The organism is Marinomonas sp. 63XJN7_7_ISO-PGPR-S23-202, assembly GCF_056173505.1.
Window position 1 is genome coordinate 4147723 of record NZ_CM149677.1, and the last position, 22658, is coordinate 4170380.

Annotated in this window: 18 protein-coding genes; 7 read left to right on the forward strand and 11 right to left on the reverse strand. The window is 42.9% G+C overall.

Translation table 11 applies throughout. The features are described from left to right. Positions 1–227: 227 nt before the first annotated feature. The gene (locus tag AC0VYG_RS19195) at positions 228–1802 is read right to left on the reverse strand and encodes an L-lactate permease (protein ID WP_475429505.1); all 1575 of its coding nucleotides are present in this window, start codon (positions 1800–1802) and stop codon (positions 228–230) included. Between the two features lie 327 nt (positions 1803–2129). Then, positions 2130–2477: a winged helix-turn-helix transcriptional regulator gene (locus AC0VYG_RS19200; RefSeq protein WP_475429506.1), complete on the reverse strand. Its 348-nt coding sequence runs from the start codon at positions 2475–2477 to the stop codon at positions 2130–2132. Between the two features lie 100 nt (positions 2478–2577). On the opposite strand from AC0VYG_RS19200, the gene AC0VYG_RS19205 reads away from it, so the two are divergent. Further along, positions 2578–3327, forward strand: a complete 750-nt coding sequence (locus AC0VYG_RS19205) for an SDR family oxidoreductase (RefSeq protein ID WP_475429507.1) — start codon at positions 2578–2580, stop codon at positions 3325–3327. An 8-nt stretch (positions 3328–3335) separates the two neighbouring features. Here the strand turns inward: AC0VYG_RS19205 and AC0VYG_RS19210 are convergent, their stop codons facing one another. Beyond that, positions 3336–4178, reverse strand: coding sequence for a hypothetical protein (locus AC0VYG_RS19210; RefSeq protein WP_475429508.1), 843 nt, complete (start codon positions 4176–4178; stop codon positions 3336–3338). Between the two features lie 155 nt (positions 4179–4333). On the opposite strand from AC0VYG_RS19210, the gene AC0VYG_RS19215 reads away from it, so the two are divergent. Further along, on the forward strand, positions 4334–5668 hold the full coding sequence (locus tag AC0VYG_RS19215; RefSeq protein WP_475429509.1) for a YdgA family protein: 1335 nt from the start codon (positions 4334–4336) through the stop codon (positions 5666–5668). 160 nt (positions 5669–5828) lie between these two features. Here AC0VYG_RS19215 and AC0VYG_RS19220 read toward each other — a convergent pair whose 3' ends face one another. Then, on the reverse strand, positions 5829–6038 hold the full coding sequence (locus AC0VYG_RS19220) for a cold-shock protein (RefSeq protein ID WP_067013201.1): 210 nt from the start codon (positions 6036–6038) through the stop codon (positions 5829–5831). Between the two features lie 653 nt (positions 6039–6691). Beyond that, a complete protein-coding gene (gene hmuQ, locus AC0VYG_RS19225) occupies positions 6692–6994 on the reverse strand; it encodes a heme-degrading protein HmuQ (protein WP_475429510.1) in 303 nt (100 codons plus the stop codon). 758 nt (positions 6995–7752) lie between these two features. On the opposite strand from hmuQ, the gene ggt reads away from it, so the two are divergent. Continuing rightward, positions 7753–9510 carry a gamma-glutamyltransferase gene (gene ggt, locus AC0VYG_RS19230; protein WP_475429511.1) on the forward strand — a complete coding sequence of 586 codons (1758 nt, stop codon included), beginning with the start codon at positions 7753–7755 and terminating at the stop codon, positions 9508–9510. Positions 9511–9581: 71 nt separating this feature from the next. On the opposite strand, the gene AC0VYG_RS19235 is transcribed toward ggt, so the two are convergent. Next, positions 9582–10487 (reverse strand): LysR family transcriptional regulator, encoded by a 906-nt coding sequence (locus tag AC0VYG_RS19235; protein WP_475429512.1) that lies wholly within the window; start codon positions 10485–10487, stop codon positions 9582–9584. Between the two features lie 114 nt (positions 10488–10601). On the opposite strand from AC0VYG_RS19235, the gene AC0VYG_RS19240 reads away from it, so the two are divergent. The 4 genes from AC0VYG_RS19240 (at position 10602) to AC0VYG_RS19255 (ending at position 16082) form a co-directional block, all read left to right on the forward strand. After that, positions 10602–11663, forward strand: a complete 1062-nt coding sequence (locus AC0VYG_RS19240; protein ID WP_475429513.1) for a 4-oxalomesaconate tautomerase — start codon at positions 10602–10604, stop codon at positions 11661–11663. Between the two features lie 61 nt (positions 11664–11724). Continuing rightward, complete coding sequence (locus tag AC0VYG_RS19245) at positions 11725–12807, forward strand: Bug family tripartite tricarboxylate transporter substrate binding protein (protein ID WP_475429514.1); 1083 nt, start codon at positions 11725–11727, stop codon at positions 12805–12807. 26 nt (positions 12808–12833) lie between these two features. Next, positions 12834–14786 (forward strand): tripartite tricarboxylate transporter permease, encoded by a 1953-nt coding sequence (locus AC0VYG_RS19250; RefSeq protein WP_475429515.1) that lies wholly within the window; start codon positions 12834–12836, stop codon positions 14784–14786. Positions 14787–14858: 72 nt separating this feature from the next. Continuing rightward, positions 14859–16082 carry an MFS transporter gene (locus AC0VYG_RS19255; protein WP_475429516.1) on the forward strand — a complete coding sequence of 408 codons (1224 nt, stop codon included), beginning with the start codon at positions 14859–14861 and terminating at the stop codon, positions 16080–16082. Positions 16083–16094: 12 nt separating this feature from the next. Here the strand turns inward: AC0VYG_RS19255 and AC0VYG_RS19260 are convergent, their stop codons facing one another. From AC0VYG_RS19260 to AC0VYG_RS19280, 5 genes are all read right to left on the reverse strand, one after another. Next, entirely contained in the window at positions 16095–17450 is a 1356-nt protein-coding gene (locus tag AC0VYG_RS19260; protein ID WP_475429517.1) for a sigma-54-dependent transcriptional regulator, read from the reverse strand. A 56-nt stretch (positions 17451–17506) separates the two neighbouring features. Next, positions 17507–19792, reverse strand: coding sequence for a cache domain-containing protein (locus AC0VYG_RS19265; protein ID WP_475429518.1), 2286 nt, complete (start codon positions 19790–19792; stop codon positions 17507–17509). Between the two features lie 136 nt (positions 19793–19928). Then, positions 19929–20942 carry an EF-P lysine aminoacylase EpmA gene (epmA, locus tag AC0VYG_RS19270; RefSeq protein WP_475429519.1) on the reverse strand — a complete coding sequence of 338 codons (1014 nt, stop codon included), beginning with the start codon at positions 20940–20942 and terminating at the stop codon, positions 19929–19931. Between the two features lie 96 nt (positions 20943–21038). Further along, positions 21039–21668 (reverse strand): LysE family translocator, encoded by a 630-nt coding sequence (locus tag AC0VYG_RS19275; RefSeq protein WP_475429520.1) that lies wholly within the window; start codon positions 21666–21668, stop codon positions 21039–21041. 18 nt (positions 21669–21686) lie between these two features. Continuing rightward, positions 21687–22574 (reverse strand): EamA family transporter, encoded by an 888-nt coding sequence (locus AC0VYG_RS19280; protein WP_475429521.1) that lies wholly within the window; start codon positions 22572–22574, stop codon positions 21687–21689. Between the last annotated feature and the right edge of the window lie 84 nt (positions 22575–22658).

Genomic DNA, 22658 nt, shown 5'->3' on the forward strand with positions numbered 1-22658 from the left:
ACTTTTGGTTTTATCATTGTTTTTATGCCACTAATGAAAGCTTTCAAAGCAGCCAAGAATCTCAAGCAAATACTGTCTATATTCACCACAAAAAATCATACATCATACAATTGTCTTTTCAAGGAAGTTTTAGCTATTTCGCTTTTAACTAAAAATGCCGCTCATTTGAGCGGCATTTGATTTGATCTATCTATTTGATTTTAAAAGTAATTATGGAATAAAAAAGTTTATAAGAACACACTAACCAAAGCAGCGATTAATCCGTAGATCGTCATAGGTATAACCGTACGTTTCATAATAAAGCCCTCTTTATGGCTAATACCCAATATGGTTGATACTGCAATGATGTTATTCAAGCAAACCATATTCCCCATCGCTCCACCAACTGACTGCAAGGCTAAAATCAGTGTTTGTGGCAAGCCAACGCTTACCGCGATACTTTGCTGAATGGCACCAAAGGTTAGATTAGACACAGTGGCCGAACCAGAGAAGAAAGCCCCTAGTGCTCCTAGATAGGAAGCAAAATAGGTCCATTTATCCCCAGTTAATTCGGCAAAGGAGTGACCGATAACCAGCACAGGAGAATCTAACTTACCCAACATCATGAACTTCACCATAACTAGGGCCCCCATTAACGAAATAGACGGCCACAGAATACGACGTCGACAATCCGAAAACGCCTCAAACACTTGGCCTTTAGACATTTTGAGGATCGGAATAGAAATAAGCACAACCACTAAAAATGGAATCAAGGCTGGCACATAGAGCGTCTTATAAGCCCATGACACACTGGTTCCAAAAATGTGTGTCAGAGAAATGGCTAACGAATCCGTTACACTTACGTGGGTACTACCAAGGCTACCATGTAACCAAGGTGTCATGTCCGTCAAGATCTGCTTTATACCTAGCTGCTTAATCCGAGTAATAATCAAGATCCCCACTAAGAGAATCATCGGGCTAATGGCGATCGCCAAAGCTTTACCACTTACCCCTTTACGCTTTTCGCTATGTCGCGTCTCATTCGACAAACCAATATGGTGGCGAGCCAGAAACACACTGATGACTAAGCCAATTACACCACCTAACAGCGAAGGGAATTCGTAATTCCATTGGGCAATCAATAAATAGGGCAAAGTACAGGACAAAACACTCAGCAAGATAAAAATAATGTTACGGCGGATATCTTGCCAACTCACCACAAAGCGCAACGCAATAATTGGAATGAACAAAGCCGCAATGGTATGAACAAGAGCGGTATATTGAGAGATACTTAAAATTTCCGCGTCTTTTAAATTTAACGGTGCAAAACCAAACCATGTCGGCGTGCCAACAGCCCCGAACGATACCGGTACCGAGTTCATGGTTAGCGTCAGCAAAATCACTTTGATTGGGTTAAAGCCTAACCCCACCAAAATGGGCGCGGCAATCGCGGCAGGCGTACCAAACCCCGAGGCCCCTTCAATCATAAAGGCAAACGCCCAACCAATAATCATCAGCTGAGCAACAGCATTCGTACTGATGCTCTCTAACCAATGACGCACGATATTCTCAGCACCAGACAATACCATCACTCGATTCAACAATATCGCCCCCGCGATAATTGAAATCGGGGTGAGAGTCGATAACACACCAGAGACTGCATTGGCTAACAGAAGGGTTTGATTCGCATGAAAATAAAAAACCTGAAATATGCCGATCAGTAACGCCGTGGCGGGTAACGCAATATAGGAAGGGACAGGATGCTTTTTTGTCATTGCATAGATTAATAAAACAATAGGTAGTATGGATACCAATAAATCCATTGCATTTCTCCACTAAATGTCCTGATGGACGTCATATTATTTTTGTTTTTTGCAACCAGTAGCTGCAATTAGGAATGCGCCAATTATTAGGGAGAGAAGAGACAAAAACCAACTAGGACTTTTTCAGAAACAATCTAATAGAATTTGACAAAATACAAAATCACTACTAAAAAGAAAATTTATTACATAATAATCAATATGTTAAAGATTTAATCAAGAAACCCTATCCTCGATATTAGTGTAATTTTGGAATCAATGAATTCTTCCTTAGTGCATAATGAAATAATAACAAACACTTTATATAAAATTTTCTTATAAAAAAACGTCTCAAAACTGTGTGCTTAGCTCTCCTCTATGCTCTTTCATCCACTGGGCCAATGAATCCAATGTTGGTTTTAAGGTTTTACCAAGCTCCGTCACTTGATATTCCACTCGTGGCGGCATTTCTGGGTACATGGTTCGTGTCACCAAACCTATAGATTCAAAGGCTCTTAATTGTTTGGTGAGTTCTTTCTGTGTAATAGGCGCTACCGCTCTTTGCAATGCACCAAAACGAATCGCATCATCCACCACGATTAAACGATAGAGAATCGGAATGGCCCATTTTCCTGAGACAAGATTGACAAAATCCACCATGGGGCAAGGCTCATCAGAATGAGCAAATAATGTGGTCATTAATATTTTCCTCTTTAGTACCCATTTGGTACCTACCATTAAAAGCATACTAATATACAGATAATGCGACCACTCAACCAATACAACAAGGTGGTTTTATATGAAACGTCTATTAGGTAAGCATGCTTTGATCACGGGTGGCACCGCAGGAATAGGATTAGAAACTGCCAGACAGTTTTTACAAGAAGGCGCCCATGTCGCTATTACAGGCCGTAGCGACATCGGATTAAAAGCGGCAAAAGAAGAATTTGCTGACCGTCTCTTAGTGTTAAAAAGCGATGCGAGTATTGTCGCGGAACAAAGGCGTCTTGCTGAGCAGATCGGCGTATCTTTCCCTCAATTAGACATAGTGTTTATTAATGCAGGCGATGTCACTCATCAACCACTAGAAAAATGGGATGAAAATACCTTTGATCACGTTCTCAATACCAATTTAAAGGGGCCGTTTTTTCTTATCCAGTCACTTTTACCACACCTCTCCGCGTCTGCTTCCATTATTCTTTGTGGTAGTGTTTCCGCCCAAATAGGTTTGCCACAAAGTAGCGTTTACGCGGCCAGCAAAGCCGGACTCATCTCTTTAGCCAGGACATTATCCGGCGAATTAAAAGATCGAGGAATCAGAGTTAACGCCCTTAGCCCAGGTCCAACACAAACCGATGCCTTTAAAAAATTTGGTCTAGAACAAGAAGAGGAGAACGCTCTGCGAGCGGAGGTAAGCAATCTTATTCCTTTAAAACGCATGGGATCGGCAATCGAACTGGCAAAAGCGGCCGTGTTTTTAGCCTCAGACGAATCCGCTTATATGCTCGGCTCTGAGTTATTGATGGATGGCGGCATTGGCAATGTCTGAGTAGCCACTTAAACAGGCCCGACCCAACGTCGTCTTCGATACCCATCAAAAGCGTGTTTTTTCTCTATACTGACCTCTGGCATATGATGTTTTACCAACGTCACGGTATCAGCAATCAAACTTTCCATCATTTCAGCGCCTTCTAAAAAAGGCGCTTTATAAATCGCCTCAAAGCGCTGCCAACAGTTTTCAGGTTGAATAGGCAACCCCTTTAAACTCTGTTCAAGGCTCTTAAAATCAACAGAGAACATACCGTTTAGGGCAAATAGCAAAAGCCCCATGCGTTTTTGAATACCTGAGATCAAACCATAATAAATGGGTAAATCTTGACGATGAGCATATAATTTCAAATCTGGTGAGGTAATAGCCGCTAGATGTAGAGCAACCACTTCTTGGCGTTTTTTCAGTGGAAAATGCAGATCATTGCGCCATTGTATTAATTGCGAGGAAGATTTTAGTACCATTCCATTTTGAATAACCCATAAGGTTTCTTGAATGGCATTGGTCAGTGGAGCCGTGTCGATACACCGAATAAAACCATCAATGACTTCCTCCGAGCAGTGCCAAAGATCAACTTGTAAGCCATCAACATAAAAATAGTCGGTTATCAAACCATTCCCATCAGGCTTTGAAAAAACAGCATCGGTGCCTGCTGCCCTTTTTACCATCTCCTGTCTATCACTAAGAGAAGGTAAGCTTGTATAAAACAGACCTATTTCAATATCTGAATAATCATCCGCCCAACCTTTAGCGACAGAGCCGCCAATAAGAGCCGTATGGTAATCCATAACGCTCAGACGAGAGAGCAATTTTCGCGCGAACTCAACCCTAAGGGTAATAGCTTGATTCATTTTGTTACCACTCCACAAAAATGGTACGACAGGTAAGCTGTTGTACAAAGAACACACTGTAAAATACAAGGAGGATAGAGTCTACTAGCATTCATTTAATTGCTGATTCTCTGTACAATGATACTCAACTCATTAATTTAGAAAAGGAAGTCTTTGTGAAAAAGCTACTTGGTATACTCGTTATTGTGCTTGCTGCCGTGTGTCTTATTTCTCCCAAAATCATTGCGGGTCAATATCAGAAACAGCTAGAAAGCTTTATTGCCTACCTAAATCAATCAGCAGGTTATCATGCTAAAATCGAATCAATGGATAACTCCTGGTTTGGTTCAAAAGCCAATATTTCGGTGGAGGTTGATCCGTCAACGATTGATCCTAATAGTGCAATCGGCCCCATAAAAGCCAATATCATTCTCGATACACACTATGGCCCGCTATTATTCAATAAACAAAGTCTTATCGGACTGTATTCAACACAGGCCAGCATTCCAGCCGACAAAGCACGCAACACCTTGGTTTGGGATGATAACAAGCCCTTATATCAACTCAACATTACCCGTAGTTTAACAGGCAATCTCACTCTAGCGGATGCAATGCCAAGTATTACGAATAAAGACAAAACCTTGTCATTTAGCGGGTATTCTGGCTCAGGTGAAAGTAAAAACAAAACCTTACATTATCAAGGCTCTCTAAAAAACATCGACGTTAGTGGTAAACAACCCGCTTCACTAAAAGACCTCGCTCTTCAATTCACAATGGATACAAGCGGCGACCTAAGTAGCGGCGGTTTACGTGACAGCGACATGACATTGAAAGTCGGAGACATCCAAGTAGCATCGCAGATGGCAATAAAAGGTCTCTCTATTAACACTCACTCAGATCTGGATAAGAAAACACAGCTAGGTGACATAAAAATCAGCTATGGCGCAGAGTCGTTTAGTCTCCCTTCGGTTCAAGTTACCAATCTCTCGCTTGTAACAGAGCTCAAGAATTTAAACAGTGGTGTCTTAACCAAAGTCTACAAAGAGCTTAATAACACTCCAGACGGAACGGACCCTACCAACCAAAAAACCCTTGCGATTTTACAAGACAATCTTGGTCCATTTTTAGCCAGTAAGCCTGAATTCAATATTTCTGATTTCAGTGGCACCCTGCCCGAAGGCAGTTTTAAATCTAGCCTAACCAGTAAACTTGCCGATATTAATGAGCCTAAAGTAGAGGACTTATTTAACCCACAATTTTGGAAGTATTACACCATTTCTAAAGCAAATATTTTGCTCGATGCACCACTAGCCGATAAGCTGGCACAACAATTTGTCGCCAATCAGGCTCAAGTGCCAGTCCAATTACCACAGGTCAAACAGCAAGCACAAATGGTACTGGCTAGCTTTATAAAACAAGGATTGATCAAAAAAGAAAAAGATCAATATAGAACAGATATAACTATGAAAAATGGACAGCTCAGCGTTAACAATATTCCTTTACCGATGTAATACAGCAAGCAATTCCATAAAAAATGCCACCCAAAAACATGAGTGGCATTTTTTTATAAAAGGAAAAATGTATTTCGCCTTTCAATCAAATTCGACCTTACAAAAAAAAGAGCAAGCCTTGAAAAGACTTGCTCTTTTTTAAAATAAAATTCGCTAGATATTATAGCGCAGTAATATTTTCTGCTTGTGGGCCTTTAGGGCCAGTCGTCACAATGAATTCTACTTTTTGGCCTTCAGCCAAGGTTTTGAAACCAGAGCTAACAATAGCGCTAAAATGTGCGAACACATCTGGGCCAGACTCTTGCTCGATAAAGCCAAAGCCTTTTGTTTCATTGAACCACTTAACAGTACCTTGAATAGGGGTAGACATAATAATCACCTGATATATTAGTAATAGCCATATATGATGGCTGGAAATGCAAAAAATAGACTGTTACTTAAAAACTTTCAGGACGAGAATTATGAATAAAACTACGTAGATCAGAGTTAATAATTAGAGACTTCTTTCTAGCTGGAAAGTGCATAGTATAGACATATAGAAAGAATAGCCACCTTTATTCCTCTTATTTTGTAATCTTATGTTCTGTTGACCCAATTTTATTTTAGAATAACCCGTACATTTATAGGCGATTGATTTTTCCCTTGCGAGCAGATTGAAAAATCACCCGACAAGGCACTCCAATGATCAGGTCCTTGCTGACCTTCATAGCTCCAATGAGCTTGTTCGGATGCTAATAAAGCTGGTGACGTGATACCTGATAGCAACACAAGAAAAAGTCCCTTTTTAAGCATGATAAAGCTTCCCTATCGTTATAAATACCGTTATTTTTCAGTACGTAAAAATTAAAGCGGTGAATTAATAACATCATTTTATGTTGTGGGGCAAACTAGATCTCGGCCAAAGAGTACCTTTAATAACACCCGAAGCACTTTAGAGGGAATGCAAGTAAGTGCTCCTGATATATCACCTGTAGTGGCCAACTAATCTCCCTACCCCAGCCACACATCACCAAGTAATTTTTGTTAAAGAACGGTTGAAAAACCTTCGAATTTTGGTGGGCCAAGGTACAAGCCTCTAGATGACGTTGCATTCGCATGGGCCTTACGAAAGGCCTCAGATTTAGTCCAGTCGAGAAACGCCTGCTCACTTTCCCAAATGGTATGAGAAGCAAACAGAGTGAACTCTTCATTGGTTTCACCCTGTAATAAATTAAATGAATCAAAGCCTGGCACGTCTTTTAAATGGGTATCTCGACTACGCCAAATATTAACAAATTCCTCTTCACGTCCTACCGCAATACGAAAACGGTTCATTGCTACGTACATAGTGACTCTCCTGCAACATAATGCATTCTATCAAGTAATCAGTCTTACCAAGGTTATAGTTAACAAAATGATCTGCCACCTGACAAGACCATCCAGTCAAAAGTCCAATTCATTACCCATTAGGGAAGGTGTTAATAAGTCCTCTTGTCTCGGCAATTGCTCCTGCATTGCCCTAATAACCTACATCCGTGTAGGAATCAGCATGGAGATAAAAGCCTGCTATTTGCGGCAAGCATCGAATGTGAATAATGAACCTATTGACGAGATGCTTAACAAAGAATACGGGGTTTTAGACCATGCCCTATGGGGCTTTAAGAGAAAACGTCACTCTGCGTTGCGATACTTCGAAAGGTGCCTACATTCCTTCAGTATCGCGCCTTAATTGACGATTTCTCTTAAAGCCTGAGTCTTAGACGACTTATTCACACCTTCCCTGGCCCCAATATTCATAAAACATCCGAAACATAAAAGAGCACTTATGGTCTTTCTATTATCCGCATTATTTGTTCTGATTTGAGTACACGGTTTAAAAACGTGTATCAGAACAAGAGACTTTTGCACGACTACTGCGCTTGCCAATACTTTGTTAAAAACAGACTCAAAATGCTCATTTATAGCTATAAACTCCGCTTTCTCGTCTGTTTTTGCCGCGCCTTGGCGTCGCTCGTGACATCGTGCAAAGGTCTCAACAAATAACAACAAATAAATGGCAAACAGATAAAAAACACTCTCTCAACTGTATACATAAGGACAGCCAAATGTACAAACGACAGACACCGCAACGATTGTTACTGCTTTCATCACTCCTTTTTAGCCAGAGCCTCTTTGCCTCTGGTCAAGTGACCGATGCCGTTGCTCCAGAACAAACGAGTGCCATCTCTGAAAAAAAACTGGTCACAGCGCAACACGAGATGGTAGCAACCGCCAACCCTATCGCCACTCAAGTAGGTTACGATGTGCTCAAATCGGGAGGCTCTGCCATTGATGCACTGGTCGCCGTGCAAATGACATTGGGCCTTGTAGAACCTCAGTCTTCTGGTTTAGGTGGTGGCGCTTTTGCCGTTTATTACGATGCCAAAAACAAACAACTCACCACCTTTGATGGGCGCGAAACCGCCCCCATGAAAGCCACTCCAGAACTGTTTCAAGACAACAATGGCAAGCCGCTCAAATTCTATGATGCAGTGGTCGGAGGGCGCTCCGTTGGGACGCCTGGCACCATTAAATTGATGGCCGAATTGCACAAACGCTATGGTCGAAAACCCTGGTCGGACCTATTAAAACCGGCAGAAAAAATGGCTCTTGATGGCTTTATCGTTTCGCCTCGACTCGCCCACTCTGTTGAAAGCAACAAAGCGCATCTATCTCGCTACCCAGAAACCAAAGCGTACTTTTTCAACTTAGATAACAGCCCCATCCAAGCGGGACAACGCCTGAAAAATTTGGCCTATGCCAGAACCTTAAGTGAATTGGCCATGCATGGCCCTGATATTTTTTATCATGGGAAAATTGGCAAGGACATCGTTCGGCAGGTCAACCATGTGGTGGATAATCCAGGGGTTCTGTCCGAAGCAGACTTAGCTAACTATCAAGTCAAACAAAGAAAGCCCGTGTGTCTGCCCTATAAACAATATGATATTTGCGGCATGGGGCCACCCAGCTCAGGCGGCTTAACTGTTGGACAAATCATGGGCATCACTGAACAATTTAATCTTGCTAAGATGGGTCCAAACTCACCCGAAGCTTGGCAAATTATAGGCGATGCGTCGCGTTTAGCGTTTGCGGATCGAGGTCGATACATGGCCGATACCGATTATGTGCCTATGCCACAGGGCTTATTAGATCCGAGCTATTTAAAGGCCCGAGCCCAACTTATCACCCCCGGCAAAGCACTTGCTCATGTTGCAGCGGGAGAACCTGAATGGCGTCATCCGGTCAAACAGGCAGACGATATCGCTATTGAATTTCCCAGTACCAGTCATATTGTCATTATCGACAAAGATGGCAACGCCGTTTCCATCACCACCACCATTGAAAGTGCTTTTGGCTCGAAGCTGATGGTCGATGGCTTTTTACTCAACAATGAGCTAACAGACTTTTCTTTTAAGTCGTACGAAAACGGTTACCCAATCGCCAATCGATTAGAACCTGGTAAACGTCCACGCTCTTCTATGTCACCAACCATCGTTATGAAAGAGGGAAAACCTTACTTACTGATTGGCTCACCAGGTGGCTCCAGTATCATTGGTTATGTGGTCAAAACGTTGATTGCTAATCTGGAGTGGGGGATGAATATTCAGCAAGCCATTTCTCTGCCCAACGCCATTAATCGTTTTGGCACTTTTGAACTGGAGAAAGGCACAAAAGCAGAAGCCCTTAAAGGACCATTAGAAAAAATGGGCTATAAAGTCGCTATAAAGGATTTGAATTCCGGGGCACAGGGCATTGAGATCCAATCGGGTAAGCTCTACGGCGGGGCCGACCCAAGACGTGAAGGTCTGGTTTTGGGAGACTAATGAAAAGCATTTCTCCCCCTTAATGACACCACGCCCATAATGACGAATCATCATCAAGGGCGTGGTGATTGCTAAATGAAATCAACGTCTTTCCAGTGCTCTAACAGTATATTGATAAATAACTCGGCGGCTGGTGATACGGAAGTAGAACTTCGCTTTACCAAACCAATTGAACGGTCAATTTTCTGCCCTTTGAGCGGCCTGAAAGTCAGCGTTGACGCCGAACTTAACGGCATGGCTAATTTCGGCACGATGGAAATGCCTAATCCCATTTCCACTAACCCCAGTGAAGTTGAAAGGTGCTGAACCTCATAAAAACTGTTTAATTGCACCTGATCCCTGGCTAACGATTTATCCAATAAAATACGATTACCGCTGGCTCGTCCAACACTGATTAATTTATAGGGTTCCATATCAGCCCAAGACACTTCATCCAACTCGCACAATGGGTGATCTTTCCTCAGACAAACCACAAACGGATCATCGAGAAGTGGTGTGAAAACCACCTCAGGGTGCTGTGCAATAGCCATGTTGATGCCAAAATCGGCATCCCCCCGAATAACGGATTCCAGCCCTTGATTGGCACTTTCGTCTAATATTTGAATACGAATACCAGGATAACGCTCATTAAACACATTAATAACACTGGGCAAAAAATAAAATGCAGCGGTTGGAATGCACGCAATAATGACCTTACCTTTTTGCTGGGACGCCATGTCTTTAATGCCCAAAATGGACATTTCAAACTCTTCCACCATCCTTCTGGCCTTGGGTAAAAACTCTCTACCGACCGATGTTAACCAGGTTTTTCTCGTTGTTCTTTCGAACAATTGTGCTCCAAGCAAAGACTCTAATTTTTGCATTCTACGACTTAATGCAGGCTGCGAAAGAAAGGTTAATTCCGCGGCATCATGAAAGTTTCCCGTCTCCGCAATCCGAATAAAAATAACCAAATCTTTGAACTCTATTTGATGCATGGCCTCACCATTGATAACAATTTTGCATCATTTATAACTTATTTTTGCATTTGATGCACCAATCCACCTTATGAGATCTTAGCGCCAGTACCAATAACAACAAGGTTTTTTATAATGTCACAAACCATATCCTGCATGATTATGCGTGGTGGCACCTCTCGAGGCCCATACCTGAACATTTCTGACCTACCCAAAGAGAGAGAGGCCTGTGCGGATGTTCTTTTGAAAATAATGGGATCTGGTCATGAACTTCAGATAGATGGCATTGGCGGAGGCAATAGCCTAACAAGCAAAGTCGCTATGGTAGGCCCCTCAACCCATCCAGAAGCGGATGTGGATTATTTATTTGCTCAAGTGGGCATACTCGAGAAGAAAGTAGACTTCGCGCCAAACTGTGGAAACATGCTAGCAGGTGTCGCACCTTATGCAATCGAAACAGGGCTATTTCCAGCCTCAAACGATAAAACAACCGTACGCATTCATAATGTCAATACGGGCAAGATTATACATGCCACAGTATCAACGCCTAATGGCAAAGTTAAATATTCAGGAAACACCATTATCGCTGGTACTAACTCGCCAGGCGAGCCTATTCATTTAACCTTTATCGATGTTGAAGGTGCTAAAACAGGCAAATTACTACCAACAGGGAACAAGATAGATATTATTGACTCGGTCCCCGTTACCTGTCTCGATGCGGCCACTCCCGTGGTTTTGATTAAAGCTGCAGACCTTAAAAAGACAGGTTATGAGTCCCCATCAGAGTTTGATAATGACGTGGAATTCATGAGCCGATTAGAGAATATTCGCCTGCAAGCGGGTCGATTAATGGGCTTAGGCGATGTCTCTAACTCCGTAATCCCTAAACCTATTTTGCTGTCACCCGCTTTGCACGGTGGCACCATTTCAGCACGCTATTTCGTACCAAATAAATGTCATAAGGCGTTAGCTGTCACAGGCAGCATCGCCATTACAACCGCCTGTTGTACGCTCGGTACCATTGCATCAGAACTGATCGATAATAGCACCGACGACTCTTCTTTTGTTCTTGAACATCCCTCAGGAACAATAGAACTGGGTGTCACACGTAACGCTGAAGACAGCTCTGTCATCGAAAGTGTGTCACTCATTCGAACGGCTAAACGAATATTAAATGGCATCATTTATCTCGATTAGCATACTTAATAATCTCAACGACAAAAACAAAAGCTATATAAAAACAAAAAAGGATAAAACCATGAAAAAGCACTTGAAGCTCTTATGCGCCTCAACCTTGATCTTCGGTAGTTTGCTAACGACAGCAGCGAAGGCAGAGACAGCCGATATTCCCTCAACCATTAATTGGACCATACCCTTTGGTGTTGGTGGTGGTACCGATGTTTGGGCACGCTTTATCGCTCCCTATTTGACAAAGTATATTCCCACTCACCCAACGGTTGTTATTAAAAACCAGCCTGGTGGTGGCTCTATTACTGGCACTAACTTATTTTATAAACGTGCTAGAAGCGATGGCTCGGATATTTTAGGTACCTCGGCATCAACACTTTTTCCGTTCATGCTGGGTGATAAGCGCGTACGCTACAACTTCGATAAATGGATGCCATTAATGGCCAGTCCAACAGGCGGTGTTGTTTATGTTCAGCCTAACCTTGGCGTTAAGTCCGCTGCCGATATTGATAAGCTAAATGGAGTCACACTTCCTTTTGGATCCCAAGGTCCAACTCGACTAGAGCTGCCTGTACTCATGGCCTTTGAAATGCTTGGTCTTGATGTGAAACCAGTATTCGGTATGAAGAGCCGTGGCGCAGGTCGTCTAGCCTTCGAACGTGGTGAAGCAAAAATAGACTTCCAGACAACTTCGGCTTATATCAACTCAGTAGAAGACTTGGTTAAAAACCACAAAGCGATTCCTTTATTCTCTTTAGGGGTGATGAACAAAGATGGAAAGATAGTACGCGATCCAGCTTTTCCAAATTTACCCACATTTCAAGAGGTCTATTTCCAGAAGTATGGCAAGAAACCATCTGGTAATGAATACACCGCTTACTCTAAGTTCCTAGCGGCAGGCTTTGCTTTCCAAAAAGTGATCTTTATTCCCGCAAATACGCCAAAAAACATTATTCAGGCGTACCAAAAGGGGATTAAAGAAATGCTGAAAGATCCTCAGTTCATTAAAGATTCTGTAGTGCAAATTGGCCCCTATAAAAACATTGTGGGTGTCAATGTCGCTCAACATCTTCAAGAAGCCACCAAAATTTCTCCTGAGCTATACGCTTGGGTAGCCAAATGGCTAAAACAGAAATTTGATTATTCACTCTAATCCATTGCTGTTATTAGGAGTTATTCATGGCCGTGCTTCTTAGTGCCTTAGACCAAATTTTATCGTTTACGCACTTTATCTATTTATTAGGTGGGGTCCTAGTTGGTCTTGTGGTAGGTATTATTCCAGGACTCGGTGGTATTGCTGGTATGTCCTTACTGTTGCCATTCATATACGGAATGGAACCATCCGTTGGTTTAGGGATGTTAATGGGACTGGTTGCAGTAATACCTACGGGTGATACATTCACTTCCGTTTTAATGGGAATTCCTGGATCGAGTTCTTCCCAAGCAACGGTCATGGACGGCTTCCCACTAGCGAAAAAGGGACAAGCAGCACGTGCGTTATCCGCTGCTTTTATGTGTTCCATGATAGGCGGTGTAGTAGGTGCAATTGTGCTTAGTGTGTTCATTCTAGTCGCACGACCGATTGTACTGTCTTTTTCATCTGCCGAATTATTTATGCTGACCCTATTGGGATTAAGCGTGGTGGCGGCGTTATCTGGCGGCAACATTTTTAAAGGGTTGGCCGCTTGTGGACTTGGCTTGTTGATTGGCTCTGTTGGTTCAGCTCCCGCTACAGGCGATTTTAGATTTACGCTTGGTATCGACTATCTTTACGATGGCATTCCTTTGGTCGTCGTCGGCTTAGGTATTTTTGCCTTACCAGAAATCATTAGCCTGCTTGTTCAAAATAAAGCGATCGCGTCTACTCCCAACAAATTAGGGCATGGCCTAAAACAAGGGATAAAAGACGTTTTTCAAAACCTTCCTCTTGTGGGCAAATCGTCTATTTTTGGCAGTCTTGTTGGGGCCATTCCAGGCTTGGGCGGCTCAGTTGTCGATTGGATGACTTACAGCTTTGCCATGAATTCAAGTAAAGACAGCTCACAGTTTGGTAAAGGCGAGATCAAAGGGGTGATCGCACCAGAATCAGCCAATAATGCCTGTGCCTCTGGCAGTATGATTCCAACGCTATTATTTGGTATACCAGGGTCAGGTTCGGCGGCGGTATTTCTAGGCGGTATGTTATTGCTTGGGTTACAACCAGGCGTCTCAATGATTACCACTCATCTCGACCTAACCTACACCATTATTTGGTCTTTAGCCTTAGCAAATATTTTGGGTGCGATGTTTTGTATTTGTTTTACACGTCCGATTTCACTGCTGACTTACGTTAAATTCTCAATACTTGCTCCCATCATTCTAACACTTATTCTATTTGCTGCTTATCAAGCAACTCGCAGCCTAGGCGACTTCATCGTCCTTGGTGTCATTGCGACTATAGGTGTCTTGATGAAGGACGCGGGATGGCCACGTCCAGCGTTTTTAATAGGCTTTGTACTGTCATCTGGTGCGGAGAATTACTTTTTCCAAAGCATTCAGTTCTATGGTTACTCTTGGTTTGAGCGTCCTGGCGTGATTATCATTGCTTTGTTGATCATACTGGGCTTTGTTCTTCCTCCTATTCTTAAAAGCAGAAGAAAATCACAAAACAACGCGGATAAAGCGACTGAAAAAGAGTTGCCGATCACCTCTATTACCGATCTGATACTGATTCTGCTAATTACTGGCGCTGGCACATATGCTTTATTTAACATATGGGACAAGTCCATGTTAACCAAAGCATTTCCTTTGATTGCTATTGCCATTGTGCTGTTCTCTTGCATAGCATTGCTGATTCAACGCTATAAAGTAAAACATCGAAAAGTCGTCACCAATATTAGGCTGGAGGCTTGCTATATTGTTGGCTTCTTTGTCATTGCGTGTGGTTACTACTATTTAGGTTTTATCTCCACCACGTTTGTTTTTTCATTGCTATTTTTGTCCTATTTGGCAAAAGCATCCTGGACTAAATCGTTTATTATCGCTTTTTGCTTAGTAATTTTCTTATTAGTCATGCGCCATATCATGCACATCGACTATCCAGAAGGTTTTTTAGACCCTTATATTTTAGCACCAGTAGATAAAATATTTTAAAACACATTGGTGAGGTTGCCCCCTGCTTCCTCACCTTTTTTATTAACCATAAAACAATAAAAGGTTACAGATATGTCTGATACATCCAGTAATACGCCTTTCAAAAAGTCCTATATTATAATCACGATAGCATTAGCCTTATCGGGCTTATCAGAGCTAGCCTCTTTATTTTTTATTCAGCCTCTTCTGCCGACACTATCGAAGCTGTACCACATTCCCACCGATCATATTAGTGAAATTCTATCGGTTGAAACGGCTATGCTGGCTGTTGGTCTATTAGTCACCGGGAGCTTGTCAGATCGTTTTGGACGAAAAAGACTCATTGTCACAGCACTCTTTTCTGGCGCAATCATCACCTGTCTATGCTCTATGATCCATTCTTGGGATCTTCTCGTTGCCATGATGGGGCTGCTTGGACTAACGTTAAGCGGTATCGCAGCCGCGGCAACGGCTTATATTAGTGAAGAGGTTCCCTCTGCTGTGGCCAGTATTGTCACTGGCTATTTTGTCTTTGGTAATTCAATGGGAGGAATGTCCGGTCGGGTATTTGCCAGCCAAATGATTGCACACACTCAACTTCACAATATTTTCTTAGGCTTTTCATCACTGCTATTTGCTATTTCATGTTTAGTGCTATTTTTACTTCCTTCTTCTAAAAACTTTAACCCAACACACAACCTAAAATTAAAAAGTATTGTGAGTGGTATGGGCTTTCATTTAAGAAATAAAAAGATCCTACCTGTCTATTTCATTGGTTTTATTATCTTTGGTGTATTTACATCACTCTATAGTTTTTTAACCTTCCATGTTACTCAATCACCACTTAATTTATCCCGTTCTGACGCGGGTCTTATCTCTATTTGTTTTGCCTTAAGTGTGATAAGTGCGCCACAAGCAGGAAGACTTTCCAATAAATGGGGCAGTACTCCTGTTTATATTGGCCTTTTCATTACAATGATTGTTGGCATTGTATTATCACTATCAAACAGTATATACACCGTTTTAGCAGGCGTTATCATCTTTACCTGCTGCTTCTTTGGATGCCATTCTATTAGCTTAAGATGGGTAAACAAGCATGCAGAAAAAGATAGAGGCCAAGCGACCTCGATTTATCTATTTTTCTATTATATTGGTGGCTCTATTGTGGGTTATATCAATGGTTATATTTACTCAGATTTAGGTTGGAAAGGCCTTGTTATCTTTGTCGCAGCACTGCTTTTAATCGCGATAATCATTGCTGGTTACCTAAAACATATTCCATCTGAACAGGCAGAAGCGGCTGCGGCTTCTTCTTAGCGTATCGGCCTATTACTTATAAATGTCTTTATCTAGACCGTATTTGCGCATTTTGTCGTAAAGTGTTTTTCGCGGTAAGCCAAGGGCATCCATGGTGTCTTTAATGGAGCCTTTCTGCCGCAATAGCTCTTGCTCAAGGAGCGTTTTTTCAAAACGCTCCATTTGCTCGGGTAACGTCATCACCCCAGGATTGTTTTCATTGATAATGATCTGGTCAAACTCAAAAGACCCCGCTTCCCCCATCAAGACATAGCGCTCTGCAAGGTTACGAAGTTCCCGTACGTTGCCAGGCCAATCATAACTTAACAGGCTGTGCATTCGTGCTGCGGATAGCGGCTCAGATTCTCGCTTATATTGAGCCGTGGCCACTAATGAAAAATGCTGCCAAAGCAAAGGAATATCATCCTTTCGATCACGCAGTGGGGGAATATCCACACGGACAACATTAAGTCGGTAGTATAAATCTTCTCGAAAGGTACCACTTTCACTTAAGTGTTTTAAGTCTACTTTGGTGGCCGCTAGAATACGTAAGTCCAAGTCAATCCCTGTGTTGGATCCCAAACGCTCTAAACGACGCTCTTCCAAGACTCGCAATAGACGAATCTGCATAGACATGGGCATACTTTCAATTTCGTCTAAAAATAAAGTGCCGCCATTGGCATGCTCCAGTTTACCTATACGTTGAGTTTTCGCATCGGTAAACGCACCTTTTTCATGGCCAAATAATTCGGACTCCATAATAGAATCAGGCACCGCCCCACAGTTAATCGCCACAAAGGCTTTACCGCGACGCAAACTGTGCTCGTGAATAAAACGTGCCACCAGCTCTTTCCCTGTCCCTGTTTCGCCCTGAATCAAAATATCGGCCCCCGTATCGGCGACTTGAAGTAAGACCTGACGTAAACGATGAATGCCTGGAGTATTGCCGACAATGCGCGGACCGGGAGCATTTTGCGCGACCAGTTCTAAACGTAATTGACGGTTTTCGATGGTTAATCGGCGCTTTTCGGTGGCACGACGCACCACTTCTAAAAAGTCCGTATTGGAGAAGGGTTTTGCGATAAAATCATAAGCCCCATCGCGTATTGCATTAACGGCCATACTAATATCGCCATGGCCTGTTATAAGAATAAAAGGAATCTCTTTATCAATCTTTTTAACGGCCTCAAACAGTTCTAAACCACTCATTCCCGGTAAGTTAATATCGCTAACAATAATACCAGGCCAATCAATTGACAGCTGATCAAGTACCCCTTGCGCACTGGCAAACGCACTAACCTCAAAGTCTTCCAACTCTAATGTTTGCGAAATAGCCATGCGAACGGATTCTTCATCGTCGATCAATATCACTTGATTGCCATCTGTCATTGCGATTCCTTTGTTGTTTTATTTTTGCTATTTATTAACGATTGAGGTCATTGCCCCTAACTCGACATCGACTGAAAACGTGTTAGCGTAACACAAAACTCAGCCCCTCCGGAGTCTAGGTTTTTCGCTTGGATTTGCCCATTCATGGCCTCAACTATACGCTGGCTAATGGACAAACCAAGCCCTAACCCCACCCCTGATGCCTTGGAGGTAAAAAATGGCTCAAACAAATGCTTTTGTGCGTCTTCGCTAAGCCCTTTGCCAGTATCTTGGATGGCTATCAACACCTTATTAGTGCTTTCTTGTATGACAACACGAACCTGTTTATCAGCACTGGCGGCTTCTAGAATGGAATCAGCAGCATTCGCCAGTAAGTTAACCAACACTTGCTCTAAAAATACGGTATCACCCACGACCATTAAGCCTTTGTCTTCGGGTAACCCAATGGCAATGTCTGCACTTTTGTACCGTGATTCCATAATACGCACTGCTGCGAGCATCGCTTCATGAACAGGAATCGGTCCTTGTTGTATGTCTCCCTTTCGCGCGAATACTTTAAAGCGGGCGATGATATCTCCCATATGACGACCCAACTGGCTGATTTGCTCCAAGTTGGCTTTCGCTTGAGGGTATTTACTACGCTCTAAAAAAGTCAAACCGTTTTCAGCAAACGCTCGAATGGCCGTTAATGGCTGATTGAGTTCATGATTTAGTCCCGCACTTAATTGCCCCAGCACTGCCAATTTCGCTGTCTGAATCAGTTCCCGCTGCGTGCCTTCGTGCTCTTCGATTTCATGGCGAAGCCGACTGTTCGCCTCTTCCAGCTCTGATGTTCTCTCTTTCACTCGAGCTTCCAGGGCATTTCTCGCATGAGTGATTTCTTGCTCATAACGTTTACGTTCTGTCATATCGTGAAAAGTAACCAAAAAACTACGACGGTTAGGGAGTTGCATTTCACATAAAGTCATTTCCACTGGAATACTCTGCAACGCCGTCTTATCATTTTCTAAACAACACAAAGTTCCCTCTTGCGTGAGCACCTTAACCCCCATAGATTCAACGCTTTCTGTGTTTTGCTCATAATCTTGCTGATTGTCGGTAGGCTGAAATAAGACACTAAGCGGCTGACCTACTAATGGCGCCAATGATTGTCCTAGCAATCTCTCAATAGCAGGGTTAAAGGACTCTATTTTATAACTGTCATCTAGCGTCACTAATCCCGCTTGAGTATTCTGAATGACTTCGCGGATATAGGCTTGATTATGGCGGGCCATTTCATTGGCATCGGAGCGTTCTCGCAGCATACGAGTGCGTAGCATAGCCAAGCCAAATAGCAAAGCTGTAATAATCACCCCACCGACAAAAATAGCCCGCCACAGAGCGATGTCTTCATTAATGGTTTTTAACGGCGCAAAAATCGCAACGCGAAAATTCAATAACCGAATAGGACGGCTCATCTGTAAATAGGCATGTCGCTCTAGCTGCACCTTACCATTCGGTGACGTCATTTCTTCTAACACATCAACAATGGTAGCTTTGCTATCGAAGGGTTTGCTGTAAGCAATGGCGAGCTTTTTAATGTCCTTATTTTTATAACGCTGGCTTTCGGCGATACGCTGTAGTTCCTGGTGGGATAACTCCCCGAGCAAATGGTACAACCAATCAGGATGGGAGCTACTGAAGACGATCCCATCAGGGTCGATTAGCAAAAATTCATAACTTTGATTATTAAAACGTTTTTCAAACTGTGTGAGATCCACTTTAACAACTGCCACACCAATAATTTTGTCACCATTGTAGACCGGATAGGAAAAGTAATAACCACGACGATTCGATGTGGTACCAAGCGCATAATATCGTCCCGCCTTGCCAGACATGGCTTCCTTAAAGTAGGGTCTAAAGGCAAAGTTTTTGCCAACAAAACTGGTTTTCTTTTGATAATTGGAGGCCGCAATGGTCAAGCCATGTGTGTTAATAATATAGCTGTCTGAGGCCTCCGTGATGAGGTTAATTTGCTTGAGTTCTCGATTAAGTTGGTCAATATCCTTATCGGTCTCATGAAGTAAAGCCTGTTTAACCCTATCATTAGATGCCAGCAACGTTGGCATGTGTTGATACTTCACAATTGCATTTTCTAATACACTGGCCAGCTGATTTAACTGATCGGATACCTCATAACGCAGTGCTTTGATTTGCTGATGACGCAGCGCATCGCCGCCTTTTAAGATAGCCCATACAACAAGCAACAAAGCCAATAAATACAGCCAAATAAATCGCTTTGGCCCGCCACCCAACAGACCATTCTTTAGACGAGTACGAAACATTAGATGACGATCTTTCAAACAGATGTCCTATTCTTCTTATTTGATATCAATTCAGTATTAATGCCTAATCTATCTGCCAAATAGTGATAAACGCTCGCCATTTAGCACTCAAGTAAGCCCATGCTGTCGCTAAGTCCCTCATCCCCTACTATTCTCAAGCACGGAGATGAGCAAAAGGAATAACCTGTTCAATGTACTGTTGCCCCGTTAGTATCATCAGCAAACGGTCTACTCCTAAGGCGACACCTGCACACTCAGGCATACCAGCCTCCAATGCCAAAATCAAGCGCTCATCAAACTGCCGATCAGCTAACCCCATGTGTTTACGTGCCCGTTTGTCTTCCGCAAACCGTTTGGCCTGTTCCTTTGGGTCTGTCAATTCGTGATAACCATTTGCCAACTCCATACCTTGCCAATAGAGTTCAAAGCGCGCAGCAACTTCTTGCCCTTGTTCATTCTGATGTGTGGTCGCCAATGCAGCCTGACTTGCTGGATAACTGTGAATAAAACACGGCTGATGTTGCCCGATAGCAGGTTCCACCACAGACGCAAACACCAACTCCAACAAGGTATCTCGATCCGTTTCTTGCAAACCGTATTCGGTCTGTTGATGGGCATACTCCTGTAATGCACTTAATTCACACGACAATGGGTCAAGCCCCGTATGACGCAAGAAAGCCGCTTGATAGCTCATGCGTTCACACTCAAGCACCTCATCTTTCGTTAATTGGGTGTCTTTTGTTAAACCAACCGCCTTGATGATGATCTTTAATAACGCTTGGATTTCATCCATCAGCTGCCAATGATCCAAGCCCACCCGATACCATTCCAACATAGTAAATTCAATGCTATGACGACGACCTATTTCTTCAGCACGAAACACTTTGCCAAGCTGGTAAATCGAACCAGAGCCCGCACATAACAAACGCTTCATAGCAAACTCAGGGGACGTTTGTAAATAATAGATCAGATTTTGCCCTTGCGTTCTAGCCTCACAAGTTAACACTTCAATATGAGGGTCGGTAATACTGGCGAGGGACAAACTCTGAGTGTCCACCTCCATCACCTCTCGTGCCTCAAAAAAGGTACGAATACATTGCAATAAGCGGGCGCGCTTTCTTAGTGTTTCAAGGTTAGCACTGGGCTGCCAAAGGGCAGAATCATACATAACAAATACTCAGAAAAATAAAAGACATCATAGCAAACCTAACAAAGAAATAACGCGGATATAACCTCCTCCACATCACCATACTCGCCGATACAACTAATCACTTAATGGGCTCCATAAAAGTTTCAGCCCCGCCATCCCAAAAAAGACAGTAAATACACCATCAAACAGGCGTTTCAATTTGAAGTAAGTAACACGAATTTTAGGATTAGAGAACAGCAATGCGTAACCAAAAACCACTATGGCACTTTGTAACCCTAATAGTAAAATCAAGGGAAGAAGCGCCAAAACATGACTGTTTTTCGGGACACCCAAAGCATAAATAGAACCTAAAAGTAAAATCGCTTTTGGGTTAGTCAAATGGATCATTAGGCCGCGTAAATAGAGGCGATTCCCTTTCCCTCCCTCTCTTCTATTGGGTTCAAGTTTTATCTCTTTTTGCCCCATAGATAAAAACGATTTGTAGGCTAAATACAACAAATAGACACCACCCAAATAGCGAAGCATATCGAATAGCCAAACATTGGCATACATGACGGCCCCCATGCCAAGCGCCGCAGTACAGGACCAAAAGAACGAACCCGTCAAAATACCACACGCTAACAGCAAGCCAGAGGTTCGACCATGGCTCATCGAGGTATTAGCAATCGCAAGAGTGGCAGGACCTGGGCTTGCCATCGCCACCAGAGCTGCCAACAGAATCAGTCCGTAGTGTATTTCTTGCATAACGATTTTCTCCAAAGCCTAAACGCCATCAGCCAAGTTGACATTGAGTGAGGGTTTAGCTTTCATCTGTCCGATAAAGAGACCTAATAATATGAAGCCAGCCGCCATCACTTCATTGAAGGACACCACTTCACCGTAAAACCAATAGCCACCTAATATACCAAATACCGGTACAAGCAAGGTCATCGGAGCCACGCTCGACATAGAATAGGTCATCATCATTTTATTCCAAAACCAATACCCTAGTAAGGTCGTTGGATAGGCTTGAAATACAATAGAAAACAGGGCCCATCCATTGAACCGTTCAGGTAAAAGCGTGACGGCTTGCACACCATGGCTCAACATCGCTAATACCAATAAAGGCAGTGGCGCAAACATCATGGCCCAAACATTAAAGGCAAAAACCGATTGAGTATTGGCACGTTTCACAATCAAGCCATTGACACTCCAAAAGACGGATGCCACGAGAACAAGAATAACGCCTTGCACCGTCACTGACCCCCCTTTAGAAAGCATAATCAAGAGTAACCCAAACAGTGCTAAGCCTGCTCCACATAGCTTATGGCGTGTAATCGTTTCATTCAAACACAACCAGCCCACCAGTAAACTACTCACCACACTCATATCCAACAACAGTGATGCCATTCCTGCCGACAAACCTGCATAAATAGAGAGAGTGGTCATGCCCCAAACACCAACACCAAAGCTCACCCCATAGCCAAACAAATAGCGCCATTTCACCTCAGGCCGCTTGATAAAGAAAATCACGGGGAAAACCGCAAAAGTGAAACGCAGTGCTGTGAGTACCAATGGGTCAATCTCGCTGGTACCCAGCTTAATCACACTGAAATTGAATCCCCACAGTGCCATCAAAGCGATCAATAAAAATACATCTTTTAATTTCATTCTTCTCTCCAGTTAACCAAATAATGGGAATTAGTATTGGAGAAAGAATGAGAAGAGAACAGATTCAATTTTTAACAAAAATAA

What these genes read in the sequence shown, in the direction of transcription:
- AC0VYG_RS19280 (WP_475429521.1), bottom strand. Translation starts at nt 22,574, where the DNA reads ATGAAATTAAAAGATGTATTTTTATTGATCGCTTTGATGGCACTGTGG.
- AC0VYG_RS19250 (WP_475429515.1), top strand. Translation starts at nt 12,834, where the DNA reads ATGGCCGTGCTTCTTAGTGCCTTAGACCAAATTTTATCGTTTACGCAC.
- AC0VYG_RS19205 (WP_475429507.1), top strand. Translation starts at nt 2,578, where the DNA reads ATGAAACGTCTATTAGGTAAGCATGCTTTGATCACGGGTGGCACCGCA.
- hmuQ (WP_475429510.1), bottom strand. Translation starts at nt 6,994, where the DNA reads ATGTACGTAGCAATGAACCGTTTTCGTATTGCGGTAGGACGTGAAGAG.
- AC0VYG_RS19260 (WP_475429517.1), bottom strand. Translation starts at nt 17,450, where the DNA reads ATGACAGATGGCAATCAAGTGATATTGATCGACGATGAAGAATCCGTT.
- AC0VYG_RS19210 (WP_475429508.1), bottom strand. Translation starts at nt 4,178, where the DNA reads ATGAATCAAGCTATTACCCTTAGGGTTGAGTTCGCGCGAAAATTGCTC.
- AC0VYG_RS19220 (WP_067013201.1), bottom strand. Translation starts at nt 6,038, where the DNA reads ATGTCTACCCCTATTCAAGGTACTGTTAAGTGGTTCAATGAAACAAAA.
- ggt (WP_475429511.1), top strand. Translation starts at nt 7,753, where the DNA reads ATGTACAAACGACAGACACCGCAACGATTGTTACTGCTTTCATCACTC.
- AC0VYG_RS19275 (WP_475429520.1), bottom strand. Translation starts at nt 21,668, where the DNA reads ATGCAAGAAATACACTACGGACTGATTCTGTTGGCAGCTCTGGTGGCG.
- AC0VYG_RS19240 (WP_475429513.1), top strand. Translation starts at nt 10,602, where the DNA reads ATGTCACAAACCATATCCTGCATGATTATGCGTGGTGGCACCTCTCGA.
- epmA (WP_475429519.1), bottom strand. Translation starts at nt 20,942, where the DNA reads ATGTATGATTCTGCCCTTTGGCAGCCCAGTGCTAACCTTGAAACACTA.
- AC0VYG_RS19245 (WP_475429514.1), top strand. Translation starts at nt 11,725, where the DNA reads ATGAAAAAGCACTTGAAGCTCTTATGCGCCTCAACCTTGATCTTCGGT.
- AC0VYG_RS19235 (WP_475429512.1), bottom strand. Translation starts at nt 10,487, where the DNA reads ATGCATCAAATAGAGTTCAAAGATTTGGTTATTTTTATTCGGATTGCG.
- AC0VYG_RS19195 (WP_475429505.1), bottom strand. Translation starts at nt 1,802, where the DNA reads ATGGATTTATTGGTATCCATACTACCTATTGTTTTATTAATCTATGCA.
- AC0VYG_RS19255 (WP_475429516.1), top strand. Translation starts at nt 14,859, where the DNA reads ATGTCTGATACATCCAGTAATACGCCTTTCAAAAAGTCCTATATTATA.
- AC0VYG_RS19200 (WP_475429506.1), bottom strand. Translation starts at nt 2,477, where the DNA reads ATGACCACATTATTTGCTCATTCTGATGAGCCTTGCCCCATGGTGGAT.